The 15,278-nt window shown below is 62.9% G+C and carries 18 protein-coding genes and 1 tRNA gene; 7 read left to right on the top strand and 12 right to left on the bottom strand.

The window, feature by feature from the left end:
• The first annotated feature begins 9 nt into the window (after positions 1 to 9).
• A complete protein-coding gene (locus AB4K19_RS14485; RefSeq protein ID WP_375229021.1) occupies positions 10 to 393 on the top strand; it encodes a hypothetical protein in 384 nt (127 codons plus the stop codon).
• Positions 394 to 400: 7 nt separating this feature from the next.
• Here the strand turns inward: AB4K19_RS14485 and AB4K19_RS14490 are convergent, their stop codons facing one another.
• The 8 genes from AB4K19_RS14490 to AB4K19_RS14525 form a co-directional block, all read right to left on the bottom strand.
• Positions 401 to 988 (bottom strand): GNAT family N-acetyltransferase, encoded by a 588-nt coding sequence (locus tag AB4K19_RS14490; protein WP_375229022.1) that lies wholly within the window; start codon positions 986 to 988, stop codon positions 401 to 403.
• A gap of 3 nt (positions 989 to 991) precedes the next feature.
• On the bottom strand, positions 992 to 1,384 hold the full coding sequence (locus AB4K19_RS14495) for a ketosteroid isomerase-related protein (protein WP_436398151.1): 393 nt from the start codon (positions 1,382 to 1,384) through the stop codon (positions 992 to 994).
• Between the two features lie 7 nt (positions 1,385 to 1,391).
• Positions 1,392 to 1,853 carry a low molecular weight phosphatase family protein gene (locus AB4K19_RS14500; protein WP_436398153.1) on the bottom strand — a complete coding sequence of 154 codons (462 nt, stop codon included), beginning with the start codon at positions 1,851 to 1,853 and terminating at the stop codon, positions 1,392 to 1,394.
• Positions 1,854 to 2,333 (bottom strand): UPF0262 family protein, encoded by a 480-nt coding sequence (locus AB4K19_RS14505; RefSeq protein WP_375229023.1) that lies wholly within the window; start codon positions 2,331 to 2,333, stop codon positions 1,854 to 1,856. It lies immediately after the preceding gene.
• Between the two features lie 179 nt (positions 2,334 to 2,512).
• Positions 2,513 to 3,814, bottom strand: coding sequence for a histidinol dehydrogenase (gene hisD / locus AB4K19_RS14510; RefSeq protein WP_436398156.1), 1,302 nt, complete (start codon positions 3,812 to 3,814; stop codon positions 2,513 to 2,515).
• Positions 3,815 to 3,887: 73 nt separating this feature from the next.
• On the bottom strand, positions 3,888 to 4,355 hold the full coding sequence (locus AB4K19_RS14515; RefSeq protein ID WP_436398158.1) for a DUF2948 family protein: 468 nt from the start codon (positions 4,353 to 4,355) through the stop codon (positions 3,888 to 3,890).
• Positions 4,352 to 5,620, bottom strand: a complete 1,269-nt coding sequence (gene murA, locus AB4K19_RS14520; protein ID WP_436398160.1) for a UDP-N-acetylglucosamine 1-carboxyvinyltransferase — start codon at positions 5,618 to 5,620, stop codon at positions 4,352 to 4,354. The genes AB4K19_RS14515 and murA overlap by 4 nt, the downstream gene beginning before the upstream one ends.
• A gap of 4 nt (positions 5,621 to 5,624) precedes the next feature.
• Complete coding sequence (locus AB4K19_RS14525) at positions 5,625 to 5,804, bottom strand: hypothetical protein (protein ID WP_375229027.1); 180 nt, start codon at positions 5,802 to 5,804, stop codon at positions 5,625 to 5,627.
• Between the two features lie 86 nt (positions 5,805 to 5,890).
• Between AB4K19_RS14525 and AB4K19_RS14530 the strand changes: the two genes are divergently transcribed.
• Positions 5,891 to 5,965: transfer RNA gene (locus tag AB4K19_RS14530), tRNA-Thr, on the top strand.
• Between the two features lie 42 nt (positions 5,966 to 6,007).
• Here AB4K19_RS14530 and AB4K19_RS14535 read toward each other — a convergent pair.
• A complete protein-coding gene (locus tag AB4K19_RS14535; RefSeq protein WP_436398162.1) occupies positions 6,008 to 6,775 on the bottom strand; it encodes a nuclear transport factor 2 family protein in 768 nt (255 codons plus the stop codon).
• 68 nt (positions 6,776 to 6,843) lie between these two features.
• A complete protein-coding gene (locus AB4K19_RS14540; protein WP_375229029.1) occupies positions 6,844 to 7,725 on the bottom strand; it encodes an MBL fold metallo-hydrolase in 882 nt (293 codons plus the stop codon).
• Between the two features lie 234 nt (positions 7,726 to 7,959).
• On the opposite strand from AB4K19_RS14540, the gene AB4K19_RS14545 reads away from it, so the two are divergent.
• Entirely contained in the window at positions 7,960 to 8,841 is an 882-nt protein-coding gene (locus AB4K19_RS14545; protein WP_375229030.1) for a LysR family transcriptional regulator, read from the top strand.
• Positions 8,842 to 8,854: 13 nt separating this feature from the next.
• On the opposite strand, the gene AB4K19_RS14550 is transcribed toward AB4K19_RS14545, so the two are convergent.
• Positions 8,855 to 9,868: a zinc-binding alcohol dehydrogenase family protein gene (locus AB4K19_RS14550; RefSeq protein ID WP_375229031.1), complete on the bottom strand. Its 1,014-nt coding sequence runs from the start codon at positions 9,866 to 9,868 to the stop codon at positions 8,855 to 8,857.
• A gap of 23 nt (positions 9,869 to 9,891) precedes the next feature.
• Positions 9,892 to 10,182 carry a putative quinol monooxygenase gene (locus AB4K19_RS14555; protein WP_375229032.1) on the bottom strand — a complete coding sequence of 97 codons (291 nt, stop codon included), beginning with the start codon at positions 10,180 to 10,182 and terminating at the stop codon, positions 9,892 to 9,894.
• 101 nt (positions 10,183 to 10,283) lie between these two features.
• Between AB4K19_RS14555 and AB4K19_RS14560 the strand changes: the two genes are divergently transcribed.
• From AB4K19_RS14560 to AB4K19_RS14575, 4 genes are all read left to right on the top strand, one after another.
• Positions 10,284 to 11,174, top strand: coding sequence for a LysR family transcriptional regulator (locus tag AB4K19_RS14560; protein WP_375229033.1), 891 nt, complete (start codon positions 10,284 to 10,286; stop codon positions 11,172 to 11,174).
• Positions 11,175 to 11,291: 117 nt separating this feature from the next.
• The gene (locus tag AB4K19_RS14565) at positions 11,292 to 12,734 is read left to right on the top strand and encodes an exopolysaccharide biosynthesis polyprenyl glycosylphosphotransferase (protein ID WP_375229034.1); all 1,443 of its coding nucleotides are present in this window, start codon (positions 11,292 to 11,294) and stop codon (positions 12,732 to 12,734) included.
• 122 nt (positions 12,735 to 12,856) lie between these two features.
• Positions 12,857 to 13,396, top strand: a complete 540-nt coding sequence (locus AB4K19_RS14570) for an RNA polymerase sigma factor (protein ID WP_375229035.1) — start codon at positions 12,857 to 12,859, stop codon at positions 13,394 to 13,396.
• Positions 13,393 to 15,267 carry a vWA domain-containing protein gene (locus AB4K19_RS14575; RefSeq protein WP_375229036.1) on the top strand — a complete coding sequence of 625 codons (1,875 nt, stop codon included), beginning with the start codon at positions 13,393 to 13,395 and terminating at the stop codon, positions 15,265 to 15,267. Before AB4K19_RS14570 ends, AB4K19_RS14575 begins: the two co-directional genes overlap by 4 nt.
• Positions 15,268 to 15,278 lie beyond the last annotated feature (11 nt).

The raw sequence follows: 15,278 nt of genomic DNA on the forward strand, positions 1-15,278 counted from the left end.
AGCTTTGCTTTGACCCGAACCGCTGCTGCGTTCTGCCTGTCCCTTCTGCTTGCTGCCTGCAGTGCCCCCGGCACCACAAGCTCGCCCGTGAGCCAGCAGCGTGCGGTGTTCATCCCTGCCAGTGGCGGGGCGCCGCAATTCGCCTCCGGACTGATCTCAAACGCCTGCCTGAAGGACGACAGACGGGCGGCCAGCCCCGCGCGGTGCGGTTGTGTGCAGGCGGTGGCGAACCGGACGCTTACCCCGTCAGAGAAACGGCGGGGTGCTGCCTTTTTCGGTGATCCGGACCGGGTTCAGGCCATGAAAGTGTCGGATTCGCCCGACAATGAACGGTTCTGGGAACACTGGAGCCGTTTTGCCGATCAGGCGGAACTGCTCTGCAGCAGCACCTGAAGTGGCGTCAGAGTGATCTGATCCAGAACTGAAGTGGTTTTTCGGTTTCATCCGCGTCGCCGGTATCTTTCCACGAAAAATGCGCGATGGCTCCAGGAACGGGGCGGTACCCGCGGGCGCGCCAGAAACCGTCCAGCGGACGGTAATGCGCCGGGCGCGCGGGATGCGCATCGGGCCGTGTCACAGCACAGAAGCAACTCCATGAAAATCCCAGCGCCCGCGCGCGGGACTCGCGCTCATCGAAAAACCGATGCCCGGCCCCCTGGTGACGGTACTCCGGCAAAAGGACGCTTTCCGCGCAGTAATAGAGGTCAGACAGGTCAAAACCGGTGCCTGTGAAGGCAGCGCTGAAGTCATCAGAGTGCTGCGTCAGCGGCAAGGCGGTGGAAGCGCCCACCAGCCTGTCCCCGTCAAAAGCACCCATGACGGTCGCAGCATCACTGGACAGATAGGGTGCGAGATAGTCCCGCTCGAACCCCATGTCGCCGTCGTAAAGGTAAGGCCATTCCGCAAAGACCGCGATACGCAGGGCCGCCACATCATCAATAGCCGAGGCCAGATCAGCGCCCACCAGAAGCCGGTAGTCGAGCGCCACGGCTCAGGACACCTGCCGGATCCAGTCCGACAGATTATAGCGGGTGGTCACCCGGGAAATCAGCCCGTCGCGCAGATCAAAAAAGGAACCTGCGGGCAGCACGTAAGCCTGGCCCGTGGCTTCGGGCAGACCTTCGTCATCGCCCATATAGGTGCCGTTGACCGTGAACTCTGCAGCCCCCCGCGTGCCTTCGGGGTTGGAAAAGATCACCATGTCCGTCAGGTTTTCGCGGTAGCAGCGGGCCATATGGGCGCAGAATTCTGCAAAAGCCTCTTTGCCGTGGCGCACGCCGCCTTCGTTAACGTGATGCGCCACGTCATCGGTCAGACAGGCCAGCATGCCATCTGTGTCGCCCGCGTTGAACGCCTCAAAATAGCGCCGGATCACATCTGCCATGCGCGCCTCATATCATCTCTGTCGGGGGGCCAAAGCGGCCGATCAGCCGTTCTTTGATCTGGTCGCGGGCCTGGCGGTAGCTGACCAGCTTCGCATCCCGCGTCTCGCCAAGGCCGGTGGGGTCGAGGATCGGCCAGTATTCCACATCGAGGCTGTAGTAGCGCGTGAGTTCCAGCGCGCGCCGCTGGCTTGCCGGGCTGAGCGCGATTACCAGATCAAAGGAGCCCAGATCGTCGCCCCAGTTTTCCATCTCGTCAAAGCTGCGCGAGCGGTGGCGGGACAGTTCCACGTCCATCTCCTGGCAGACGGCGATGGAGAATCCGTCGATTTCCATATCATTCGTGACACCGGCAGACTGGACGTAAGTGCCGGTGCCATAGAGCTTTTTCATGATGCCTTCGGCCATGGGGGATCGGACTGCGTTGTGATCGCAACAGAACAGAACCGATTGTGGCATCGTTTCCGTCATTCAGCCCCCGAAGTGCAGCACGCAGATCAGCGTAAAGAGACGGCGGGCCGTGTCGGTATCCACCTCGGCCTTGCCTTCCAGACGTTCCTGCAGGACACGGCTGCCTTCGTTGTGAATGCCCCGGCGCGCCATGTCGATCGTCTCGATCTGGCTGGGCGGCAGCTTTTTCACGGCCTCAAAATAGCTCTCGCAGATCTGGAAGTAATCCTTGACCACCTGGCGGAACGGCCCGAGCGAGAGGTGGAATTCCGCAGCCTTTTCATCGGCTTCGGTGTTCACATCGAACACGAGGCGTTTGTCGCGGATCGCAAGGCCCACGCGGTAGGGGCCGTCCGGGACCATACGGCCGTCCCGCTGGGGCAGCACGAATGTATTGTCTTCCAGCAGGTCAAAGACCGCGACCTTCCGCTCCTGTTCAATTTCGGGCGTGGGGGGCGGGAGACCGGAGTCGTCCAGCTCAATCTGTGAAATACGGGACATGGCGGAACTTCTGATACGATACGTGACGCTGTTGCTTAAAGCGTTTCGGGTTGGCGTTGAAGCACCAAATATCGTTTTTCGTGTTCGGGCGCAGCGAGCGTCGACGACCAGGCGGTACGATTCAGAGCCGAAACGCTGCGGCGTCCGCCCTGCCCCGGCGCAACCGTCAGCCGCCCTGCTCAGTCATTCAGGCGTTTCAGACGTGCCGTGACGGAGAGGCCGTGCGCCTCCAGCGATTCGGACTGCGCCAGGGTTTCCGCCGCAGGACCAATGGCGCGCAGGGCCTCGGGCGTCATGCGTGCGAGTGTCGTGCGTTTCATGAAGTCGAGCACCGAGAGGCCCGATGAGAACCGCGCGGAGCGTGCCGTGGGCAGCACGTGGTTCGGCCCGCCCACATAATCGCCGATGGCCTCGGGCGTCCACTGGCCCAGGAAGATCGCGCCGGCGTGGGTGATCCGGGCCGACAGTGCGTCGGGGTCGGCCACGCAGAGCTCCAGGTGTTCGGGCGCGATACGGTCCGAAAGAGCAGCGGCGGTGGCCAGGTCAGGCACCGTGATGATCGCACCGAAGTCGCGCCAGGAGGGCCCTGCAATGACCCGACGTTCCAGCGTTTCAAGGCGCTTTTCAACGGCGGCGGCGACGGCGTTGCCAAAGGCGGCATCCGTGGTGATCAGGATGGACTGGGCGCTTTCGTCGTGTTCCGCCTGGCTGAGCAGGTCGAGCGCGATCCAGTCGGGGTCATTGTCGGCGTCCGCGATCACCAGGATTTCCGAGGGGCCCGCGATCATGTCGATGCCCACTTTGCCGAAGACGCGCCGTTTGGCGGCCGCCACGAAGGCATTGCCAGGGCCGGTGATTTTATCCACGGGTGCGATGGTGTCCGTGCCGTAGGCCAGCGCTGCCACGGCCTGGGCACCGCCCACGCGGTAGATCTCGTCCACGCCTGCCAGTTCGGCGGCGGCGAGCACCAGCGGGTTGAGGACACCGTCGGGGGCCGGGACCACCATCGCGAGGCGCGGCACGCCTGCGACCTTGGCCGGGATGGCGTTCATCAGCACCGAGGAGGGATACGAGGCCAGCCCGCCGGGCACATAGAGGCCAGCAGCGCTCACCGGTGTCCAGCGCCAGCCCAGCGTCGCTCCTGCGTCGTCCTGCCACTCGGCATCTGCGGGCAGCTGGCGTTCGTGATAGGCGCGGATACGGTCGGCCGCCTGGGCCAGCGCTGTGCGTTCGGCTTCGGGCACGTCGACGGTGGCGGCGGCGATGTCTTCCGTGCTGATCCGCAGCGTGTCAGGTGTCAGGGTCAGACGGTCGAATTTCGCGGTGAGGTCCAGCAGGGCGGCATCGCCCCGGGCGCGCACATCGGCGATGATGGCGGCGACGGTATCATCCACATCCGGGCTGTCCTCGCGTTTGGCGGAGAGCAGTTTTGCAAAGTCTTCTTCGAAGCCGGTGTCATCTGCGTTCAGAAAAACGGGCATGTCGTACCTTTTGCGAAAGCCGGGAGGATTTCATGCCTCCGGCGGGGATATTTATGGCCAGAAGAATCGGGCGTCAGTCCGGGTGGCCGGGGGTTTTCTGTGAAGGGGCCCTGTAGGGCCGGGTCACGTCTTTGAGGGAGACCTCAAGCGCTTCGACGGTGAGCCTTATGGCGCCGTCACCCGCCAGGGTCAGCAGGACGTGACCTGCCGGCGCGTCGGTTTCCTCAAAGGTGACCGAGAGCAGCGAGAGGATGGTGTCAGCGTCGCGGCGGTCGATACCACTGGTGGCAACGCTCTGCACCGTGTCGATGGCCAGCACGGTCTGGACCCTTTCCGGGGCAACGCTGTGTGCGGCGCCCTCTTCCCAGCGGAAGCGGTTGAGCAGCAGGCCGAAGCGGTTGGCGCGGCGGTCCCAGGTCATTTCCGTGGCCGGGAATACCGCGTCCTGGCAGAGCGAGGAGATGACCTGCAGGTCATCGGCATCCAGCGCGCCGAGGTTCAGCGGGGCCTCGCGGCCGTCTTCAAAGCGTGCGTCTGTCATGTATCGGAGATCCGTTCGATGTTCGCGCCCACGCCCGAGAGTTTGCCCACGACGTGTTCGTAGCCGCGGTCGAGGTGATAGACGCGCGCCACTTTGGTCTCCCCTTCGGCGGCGAGGCCTGCGAGGATCAGGGAGACGGAGGCTCGCAGGTCTGTGGCCATCACCGGTGCGCCTTTGAGTTTGGGCACGCCGGTCACGGTGGCGGTGCCACCCTGGACGTCAATCTGTGCGCCCATGCGCATCAGTTCGGGTGCGTGCATAAAGCGGTTTTCAAAGATTTTTTCCTCGAGCACGGAGGTCCCGTTCGCCGTGCAGAGCAGCGCCATCATCTGTGCCTGCAGGTCGGTGGGAAAACCGGGGAAGGGTTCGGTTGTGACGTTCACGGCGCGGATGTCGCCGTTGCCGCGCGTAACGGAGAGCCCTTTTTCGGTTTCCGTCACGGTGATCCCGGCGGCGTCGAGTTTCTCGCAGAAGGCCTCCAGCAGCTCAATGCGGCCGCCCAGCAGTTCGACCTCGCCGCCACAGATCGCCGGGGCCAGCATATAGGTACCCAGCTCGATCCGGTCGGTGACCACGGTGTGGGTGGCGCCGCCCAGGCGATCAACGCCCTGGATCGTGATTTCAGACGAGCCATCGCCGTCGATCTGTGCGCCCATGGCCCGCAGGCACCGCGCAAGGTCGACAATCTCCGGCTCGCGCGCGGCGTTGCGGATCACGGTTGTGCCTTTGGCAAGCGTTGCGGCCATAAGCGCGTTTTCAGTGGCACCCACCGAGGCAAAATCAAAATCCACTGTGCCGCCCTTAAGGCCACCTGGCGCGCTGGCATGCACATAGCCGTCGCGCAGTTCCAGTGTGGCACCCATCGCCTCAAGCGCGCGCAGGTGCAGGTCAACCGGGCGCGCACCAATGGCGCAACCGCCCGGCAGAGACACAACCGCCTCGCCGTAGCGCGCCAGCAGCGGGCCCAGCACCAGGATAGAAGCGCGCATTTTGCGCACGATGTCATAATCGGCGGTTTTGTTGTGGATGTCGTGGCTGGAGAGGGCCAGCACCTGACCGCCCTGCAGCGAGGTCACCTCTGCCCCCAGCGACTGCAGCAGCTGGGTCATGGTGCGGATGTCGCTCAGACGCGGCGCGTTGATCAGCGTCAGCGGCTCGTCAGACAGCAGCGTCGCCGGCATCAGCGTCAGACAGGCGTTTTTGGCACCTGCAATCGGAATTTGCCCGTGAAGGGGGCCGTTGCCCCTGACCAGAATCGAATCCATGCGCCTATGCGTCCTTTTCCTGCCCGGTGTTTCCCGGTGTGCCTGCCTCTGACCCCTGACCGGCCGCACGCGCGCGGGTCTGCGCCTTGCGTCGTGCAAGATTCGCCTTGAGCGCCGCCTTGAGGCGGTCTTCGCGCGCATCCGCTGGTTTTGCGGCGGCTTTTGAAGGGGTTTTCTCTGCCATGGCGCCTGTCTACAGCAGGGCTCGCGGAGGGTCCAGATTAGGCTTGCACCAATGCCCGATTGCGTCTAATCACGCGCCACACCGGCGCTGCTGTAGCTCAGAGGTAGAGCACTCCCTTGGTAAGGGAGAGGTCGAGAGTTCAATTCTCTCCAGCAGCACCAGGTCTTGCCCCAAAGGCTCAGCATGGCACCCGGAATGGCGGGTCAGAATTTGCCTGAATTTCCCCAGGTGTCGCGCGGCCCGATTTCTTCTTCGTTCATCCAGTGTTCGGCGATCTTTCCATCGCGGATACGGTAAAGATCAAACACAGCGATATCGCGTCCGCGCGCATGCCGCTTGCCATAGGTGACGACCAGATCGCCCGCGCCGATGAGCCGGAACAGCATCTCATAGGACCCCGCTGCATCTGACAACAGCCAGGCGGCCAGCCCGTCGCGGCCATCGGGGATACCCGGAGCATGCTGAAGCAGGTCCGGGGCGACAAACCTGTCCAGCTGCCCCACATCCCCGGTCTGGCGCACCTGTTTGGTGAACTCGAGCACGGTTTCCTTGTTCTGTTCTGTATCTGCGGCAGGGTCCGGTGTCTGAGGTCCCGCGACCATGTCGTGGCCGGAAACCGTGTTTTCCACATAGGGCGCAATCGTGTCCCAGTGTTCGAGAATGAGCCCGTCCGCGTCAGTGTAGAACAGGTCCATTGTCACCCATTGCGCTGCACCGTCATTCAGCGACTGATATGCGCTGCAGAACACCCAGCGTCCGTCCTGAAACGCGCGCTTTATTGTGATGTCACGGCTGGGGTTGCGTTCGACAAACGGCTCGAAGAAAGCAAGAAACCCTTCGCGGCCGTCCGCCACGCCGGTCGAATGCTGAGTGTAGCGGTGACCGGTATAGCGGTACACCGCCGCGCGGGCGTCACCGCCGGCAATACCCTCCAGATAAATCCCCCGAACGTTGTCCAGTGCCCTGCCCATCTTTGCGGTGTCCTTTTCGTGAGTTGTCAGCAATGGGGTGCCCCGGTCTCTGCCGGAGCGCCCGGCGTTTATTTGTCCCAGTATTCCGGGATCAGCCCCAGAAGGAAGGTGCCTTCGTATCCGGGATAGGCCGCCATCATGGCGTCTTTGACCGCTTCGGGTGTGCCACCGGCCTGCCAGGCCGCGTCAAAGGTGCGCAGATAGCCGATGGCCGTGTCCAGCTCGCCACGGCTGGTGGGCAGACCATGTCCGACCAGCAGCGTTTCAAACGCCGGATCGTCGCGGAGCTGTTCCAGCGTTGCGATCCAGTTCTGCCGGTCAACGCCAGGCGCAAAATAGACACCGTTGTAGACCAGGTCCTGCACCACAGCGACCTTTTGTTCGCGCAGCACCGCCACGATTGTTTTCGGGGCCTCTGCGTTGTCATAGGCCCGGAATTCGACGGGTACGCCACCGATCTCTGTTGTGCCCAGCGCCAGGTCTGCGCCGTTCAGCAGCGAGACAGGCTCCGGGAAATTTCCGCCTGTTGCCTCAGCGCGCATGCTGTCACGGATTTCCGGCAGGGTGCGGTAGCTGACAGTGTCGAGTGCCGCGACGCCACCCCAGTGGTCGGGATGCTCGTGACTGACATAAGCGGTGTGCACGGGCTTGCCCGTCGAGGCGATCAGTGCGCCCAGTTCGGCCGCCGTCGGTGGCAGCATAGTGGCGTCGACCACCAGAAGCTGGTCCCCGAGTTCGATGACATGGGCCGTCACACTCACCGCCTGAGGCGGGGAAACGTAGGTGTGAAAAGCCACGCCGCCCTTACGGAAGCTTACCACGGTGCCCGCCGGCAACCCGTCCTGCGCCATAGCTGGCTGTGGCGTTACGCCGCCACGGATCAGGGCGATTGCACCTGCGGTCAGAGCGGCACCTTTCATCAGGTCCCGGCGGTTGAAAGTCTGGGTCATATTGCGTCCTTTCGTTTGTGTCAGTCGGCGGGGCATGTGGCAAAGGGGCGTGCACAGAGCTCCGGCACCGGGCCAAAGCCATTGCGTTTGATTTCAGAACAATTGAACGCCTCATGGCGCATTTCTGAATTCTGTTTTCCCTTTACCAGCGCCCCTATGGCCTCAAATCTATTGACCTGAAAGCATCTGCATAAGTAGATCTGTCCGGACATCACTATTCTGCTGAGACGAACAATGATTGATAAATTGCGCGCCATGGCAATCTTTTCCCGGGTAGTTGAGCTTGGCACCTTCCGCGCAGCAGCCGGCGATCTCGGGATGGCGCCTTCGCGGGTCAGCGAGATCGTTTCGGCGCTGGAACGGGATCTGGGGGTCACCCTGCTCTACCGGACGACGCGGCAGCTGTCGCTGACCCACGAAGGGCGGGTCCTGCATACCCGCACACAGGACATGCTGGCTGCGGCCGAAGATGGTCTGGATGCCATCAGCAATGCCGGTGCCGAACCCCAGGGAGAACTGCGTGTAACGGCACCCGCTTTCGTGACCCAGACCGGTCTGATGGCGGATTTCGCCCGGTTCGCGGCGACCTATCCGGGCATCCGCATGCTGTTCGACTTCTCAGACACGCCGCGTGATCTGATCCGTGATGGGTTCGATGTGGGTATCCGGGCGGGGTGGCTGCAGGACAGCGATTTCATGACCCGCAACATCGGGTATGCGGACCGGCTGCTGGTGGCCGGTGCAGAATATGTCGCGGCCATGGGACAGCCCGAACACCCGTCAGAGCTGGAGAACTGGGACTGGATCCGGTTTTCCATCCGCCCCGACCAGACCACCCTGACAAACGGCGACGGCCAGAGCGTGACCGTCACCGGGAAATCGCATCTGGCGGTCAATACGGCAGATGCGCTCTATGAATTCGCCGCACGCGGGCTGGGCGTGACGACCATTCCGGAAAACCTGGCCCGGCGGGGGTTTGAGCGTGGTGACCTGGTGCATGTGCTGCCCGGCTGGTCGCTGCGCGCGCTGGGTTTTCACGCGGTCTGGCCCGACCAGTCCCGCAGAGAAACACTCACGGTGCTTTTCGTACGGTTTCTGGCCGGGCAGACCGGTTGAAACCAAAGGCCCCTCAGAACCCTTCGAGCACCAGCTTGCCCCGTGCCCGGCCGCTTTCGATGGTGCGGTGGGCGCGGATCAGGTTGGCCGCATTGACCGTCCCCACGGTTTCTGTCGCGGTCGAGCGGATCGCGCCACTGTCGATCAGGCCTGCGACCTCGTTCAGGATCGCGCCCTGGCGTTCCATGTCTGCGGTCTGCGAAACGGGCCGGGTGAACATGAATTCCCAGTGCACCGACACAGAACCCGGCTTGAACGGCGTGATGTCAAAGCTCTCGGGATCATCGATCAGGCCGAACCGCCCCTGTGGGGTCATCAGACCGGCCAGTTCCTGTGCATAAAGGTCCGAATGCGTGGTCGAGAACACAAAATCCGGGCTGCCGGCACCCAGCGCGGTGATTTGCGGGCCAAGCGGCTCCGCATGGGAAACAACATGATGCGCGCCAAGCTCGCGCACCCAGGCCTGGGTGTCCGGGCGCGATGCGGTCGCGATCACCGTCAGGTCAGTGAGCGCGCGAGCCAGCTGTATCGCGATTGAGCCAACACCGCCTGCACCGCCGATGACCAGCAGGGTCCCGGCACCGCCCGGCACAGGATCGTTGACCCGCAGGCGGTCAAACAGCATCTCGTGAGCGGTCAGTGTCGTCAGAGGCATGGCCGCAGCGGCGGCAGGCGCAACCGTGCGCGGCGCGTGCCCGGCAATGCGTTCGTCCACGAGGTGGAACTCGGCATTGGTGCCAGGCCTGTCGATGGCGCCCGCATACCAGACAGTATCGCCCGGGCTGAACCCGGTGACGGCGTCACCCACGGCAACGACATCGCCTACTGCGTCCCAGCCCAGAATATCCGGGGTATCCCCGGCCGGTGCGCGGCGCCGGCGCACTTTTGTATCGACCGGGTTGACCGACACCGCCCGCACCTGCACCAGCAGATCGCGCCCGGTTGCCACCGGTTTATCCGCCTCAAAATCGATCAGCGCATCATCCCGGTCGATCGGACCGGTGGCTGTGTATCCAACTGCTTTCATGTCTCGGATCCTCTGCGGCCTGTTCATCCGATGACGGACATTTCGTTCAGCGTGAACGATTCCACGGCACCCTCGGTGGCGGCCATGTAGGCTGCAAGGTGCGGTGCATTCATGTGGGTCTGCCAGAGCTCCCGGCTTTCCCAGTTTTCGTAGAACATGAAATGCGCGGGGTTCTCGTTGTCCTGGTGCAGATCGTAATTGATGCAGCCCGGTTCGGCGCGCGTGATGTCGATCAGGCGCAGCAGTTCCTGACGCACAAGATCCACCTTGTCCGGGTTTGCCTTGATGTTTGCAAAAATTGTGAGTTTCGCCATGACGGCCTCCTGATGAGCGTTTGCGGTTACCGGTATTTACCCAGCCGGATTGAGCGGATAAACAGGTCATATCGGAAATGATAATCCGGATTCTGCGTATAATGTTGCTGGACAATCTCGCGCTCTTTCTGACCATCGCTGAAAAAGGCAGCCTTGTGGCGGCGGCGCGCGACAAAGGCATTTCAACGACCACCGTGTCGGACCGGCTCGCCGCGCTGGAGACGCACTACGGCGTCGTGCTGTTCAACCGGACCACCCGGTCCATCAGTCTGACGCCGGAGGGACAGATGCTGGTTGATGGCGCACGCGGGGTCCTGAGCGAGGTGTCAGATCTGGATGCGCGTATCCGGTTCGGCGCGGCAACATTGTCAGGGCCGGTGCGGATCAGCGCACCGATTGATCTCGGCCACGGCATCGTTTCCCGCGTCATTGCGCAGTTCACAGCGGAAAACCCATCCGTTTCCGTCGATCTTTCGGTTTCGGATGCCTACGTCGACCTGGTCGGAGAAGGCTTCGATCTGGCGCTGCGGTTCGGCGAGATCCCAGACACATCCCTTCGCGTGCGGACGCTGGGACACTTCCGCCGTCTGGTCTGTGCCGCGCCCGCCTATCTGGACAGGCATGGTTCGCCCGAAAAACCCGAAGACCTGTCGCAGCACAATTGTCTGATCATGCGGTTCGGCGCGACGCCTGACAACGTGTGGCGTTTTGGCAAAGGTCCGTCGGCCCGGCGCATTACAGTGCGCGGCAACAGAGTGGCAAATGACGGATCCCTGATACGCACCTGGGCGCTCGAAGGGCATGGCATTGTTCTGAAATCAGAGCTGGACGTGATGCACGACATCCGTGCCAGACGCCTTGTTTCCCTGATGGAGGACGCATTGCCCCCGTCCGGCCCGCTGCAGATGCTGTTTCCACCAGGCCGCGCCCAGCCCCGGCGGGTCGGCGCCTTTGCCGCGCAGATCAGCGCAGCATTTGCCCGGATCACATGAGATATTTTCAGGATTTCGCGCCGGTGATCAGCAAGTGTTAACCACCCCCGGCTAGGGTGCAGCGGACGGGGCGATCGCGCCGTCACTGCTTTCTGAACGCGCGGAACTGCGGCACTTATGGTCGAACATTCAAGACAGCTGAACGAGGCCGCACGGACGGTGGCCCTGGGGTTGCGCCGTGGTGCGCTTGAACCTTTCTGGCTGATCTGCGTTGCACTGTGCGTTGAGCTCCCGGTGTTCACACTGGCCTTCTGGTTTGCGCAGTATGCGGCTGTGCCTGCACAGCTGTTCAGCCCTTTTGCCGCAGCTGGGGTGGCCATGGTGGCAAGTGTGTTCTTTTTGGCCTCCATGGTCGCTGCCAATGTCTATCGCAGTGGTATCATGGCCGACCGTGTGGCTTTTGCGGCCCGCAGTATCCTTTGCCTGATTCTGCCGGCAACGGGTCTGGTGCTGCTCGCGCCATTCCCTGATCCTGCGGCGGGCGCGCGCGCACTGGTGATCAGTCTGGCGGCCGTTCTTCTGCCGACCCGGGTCGCCGCACAGGTTGTGATGCGCTGGGTGATTGATATGGGGCTGGTGGCGCGCCGGGCCATTATCGCCGGAGGCGGGGAAGAGGCCGAACGTCTGATCCGGGGGCTGAACGAACGCGCAGGTAACGACATCCGCCTTTACGGCATCTTCGACGACCGCGACGACATCCGGTCGCCAACCCAGGTTCTCGGCGTTCCGAAAATCGGCGGGTACAGCGACCTGCTGGCATTTGTCCGGTCCTCGAATGTGGACCTTGTGATTATCGCGCTGCCCTTCGCGGCAGAGGCGCGAATCCGCTGGCTGCTCGATGAATTCCGGGTCCTGCCGGTCGAGGTCGGGCTGTCCACCTACAGCAGGGATTATTCGTTCGGCCAACCCGGCCGCGCACCATTTCTGGGGCGTATCAGCCGCAGTTTCGCACCGCGCTGCAGGCTGACCAAACGTGTGTTCGATGTATTCTTTGCCTTGTGCGCGCTCGCAATTCTCTGGCCGCTGATGCTCTTTACGGCGCTGGCCATCCGGCTCGAAAGCCGCGGTCCTGTGCTGTTCCGACAGCCGCGCCACGGGTTCAATCACAGTACCATTGAGGTGCTGAAGTTCCGCTCGATGTACACCGAGATGACGGATGTCGCGGCAAAACAGGTGGTTACGCGCAATGATCCGCGGGTCACAAAAGTCGGGCGTTTTATCCGCCGCACTTCGATCGACGAACTGCCACAGCTGTTCAATGTGCTGCGGGGTGATCTGTCCCTTGTCGGCCCCCGCCCCCATGCGGTGGATGCCCTGTCGAGCCAGCAGGAAAAGTTCTCCCAGATCGTGGATGGTTATTCCGCGCGTCACCGCCTGCCGCCGGGGATTACCGGCTGGGCCCAGATCAACGGCTGGCGCGGCGAGATAGACGCTGCCGAAAAGCTGGAAGCCCGGTTCGAGCACGATCTTTACTACATCGAGAACTGGTCGCTCTGGCTGGACTTCCGCATTCTGCTGCGCACGCCGCTGAGCCTGCTGAACAGTCAGGGCGCTTACTGAGATCAGCATTGGGAACACTCCCGTCGGGGACGCCGCCGCATTTTTTTGAGGGTTCAGGTCAAAAAAAATCGCCTTCCCGCCAGGGATTGACGCCCCAGCTGCGTCTAACCAACGTGATGCGGATGAAAACCAGTGATGAAACCCTTGCAGCTGCGGCTGCAGCAGGCGACGCGGACGCGTTCCGCGCGCTGCTGGAGCGTCACTATGACCGGATATTCCGGCTGGCGTTCCGCCTGACGGGCGCGCGCGCGGAAGCCGAGGACGTCACCCAGGATATCTGCGCAGCCCTGCCCGCGCGGCTGAACAGTTTTTCCGCGAGATCCCGGTTCACCACCTGGCTCTACCGGGTCACCGTGAACGCCGCCCACGACCGCCGCCGCCGACAGGCAAGCCTGGAACGGGCATCACATGGGTGGGGCGACTGGGAGCTGGAGCGACGCGCGGGTGCGGCCGAAACCGGCAACCGCATCGACTGGCTGACCGAAGCGATGCGCGCATTGCCGGATGACCTGCGCGACACGCTTGCACTGGTACTGGACGACATGAAACACGCGGAAGCGGCGCGCGTTCTGGGTGTCAGCGAGGGTACTGTCAGCTGGCGTGTTTCTGAGGCCCGCAAACGTCTGCGCGCGCTGCGTGCTGCGGAAGAGGTGGATCAATGACCGACGAACTCGACGATCTGAAACAGGCCCTGCAGGCCGCAACACCGGCCCCCGATCCGGCACGCCGCGCATCTGACCTGGCACTTGCCTCAAAAAATTTCGCCGGTCTCCAAGGATCACGCGATGCCGCGCGTCAAAACTCTGTTAGGACCCGCTGGGGTCTGCTGAACGGAGTGAAAAAGATGCTGAATGTGATGACAACGCGCGGCGGTCTGACCGCGACAACGGCTCTGGTGGCCGCAGGGCTGTTCCTGGTGCTGCCGGTGGACCGGGACCTGCTGACACCGCCCGGTGGCACGCCGGAAACCGCAATATTGGCCGAACCCGTCGTTGAGGCGCCTGTCATCGTCGAAGAAACCATGGACTTTGCGGCTGAACCTATGGTGCTGCAACGCTCTGTCGCTAAAGCCGCCGGGCAGTCGCTCGCCGCAGATCAGAGCCTGCCGATGATCCGCCCGCTGCCCGCCCCTGTGCCGGAGGCGGATACCGAGGCCTATGCCAATGAAGAGGCCAGCCCGCTGCAGATCACCGCAGAATCGCCGGTCTCGACATTCTCGGTCGACGTGGACACCTTTTCATACAGCCTGGTGCGCGACAGCCTGACGAACGGGGTTCTGCCCGACCCGCAGGCGGTGCGGATCGAGGAAATGGTAAATTATTTCACCTATGATTACGCCCGCCCCACAGGCGATGCGCCGTTCCGCCCGACCGTGACCGTCAGCCCCACACCGTGGAATGCGGACACGCGTCTGGTGCAGATCGGCCTGCAGGGCGCGATGCCCGCGTTGGAAGACCGGCCACCGCTGAACCTCGTTTTTCTGATCGACACATCCGGTTCGATGAACCAGGCAGACAAGCTGCCACTGCTGGTCCAGTCCTTCCGGCTGATGCTCGGCCAGCTGAGACCAACCGACGAAGTGTCCATTGTGACCTATGCCGGCAGCGCGGGCGAAATCCTGGCACCGACACCCGCATCCGAACGGGACAGTATTCTTGCCGCACTTGAAAGCCTCCAGGCCGGTGGCTCTACCGGTGGCGAGGCCGGTCTGATCCAGGCCTATCGCACCGCAGAAGCGATGACCGCCGAAGGCGAGGTCAGCCGCGTTATTCTTGCGACAGACGGTGATTTCAACGTTGGCCTGTCCGATCCGGACGCGCTGGAACGATTTATCGCGGACAAGCGGGACAGCGGCACCTATCTGTCCGTGCTGGGCTTCGGGCGCGGCAATCTGGACGATGCAACGATGCAGGCCCTGGCGCAGAACGGTAACGGCACGGCGGCCTATATCGACACGCTGGCAGAGGCGCAGAAAGTACTGTCTGATCAGCTGACCGGAGCACTGTTCCCGATCGCGGATGATGTGAAAATTCAGGTCGAGTTCAACCCGGCGCAGATCGCGGAATACCGCCTGATCGGGTACGAGACCCGCGCGCTGCTCCGCGAGGATTTCAACAATGATGCCGTGGACGCCGGTGAAATCGGCGCAGGCCACAGCGTCACAGCGCTTTATGAGGTGACCCCGGTTGGCTCACCCGCGCGCCTGAGCGATCCGCTCAGATATGCTCCGGCAGAAACGACCACGCAAAGCGGGGAACTCGGGCACCTGCGCCTGCGCTACAAAGCCCCCGGCGAGGCCACCAGCCGCCTGATCGAACAACCGATCCTGCAACAGACGCCACCTGCCGGTGACAATGGTTTTGCCGCAGCCATTGCCGGGTTCGGTCAGCTGCTGCGCGACTCGTCCTATACGGGCTCCTGGACGATGCAGGATGCCATCGACACGGCCCTTGCCACGCGCGGCGATGACCCCTTCGGATACCGCGCTGAAGCCATCCGTATGATGCGTCTGGCACAGAGCCTGAGCCGGTAAATGCAGGCGGC

Origin of the sequence: Roseobacter phycocola (genome assembly GCF_042055075.2) — a bacterium.
GTDB lineage: Bacteria > Pseudomonadota > Alphaproteobacteria > Rhodobacterales > Rhodobacteraceae > Roseobacter.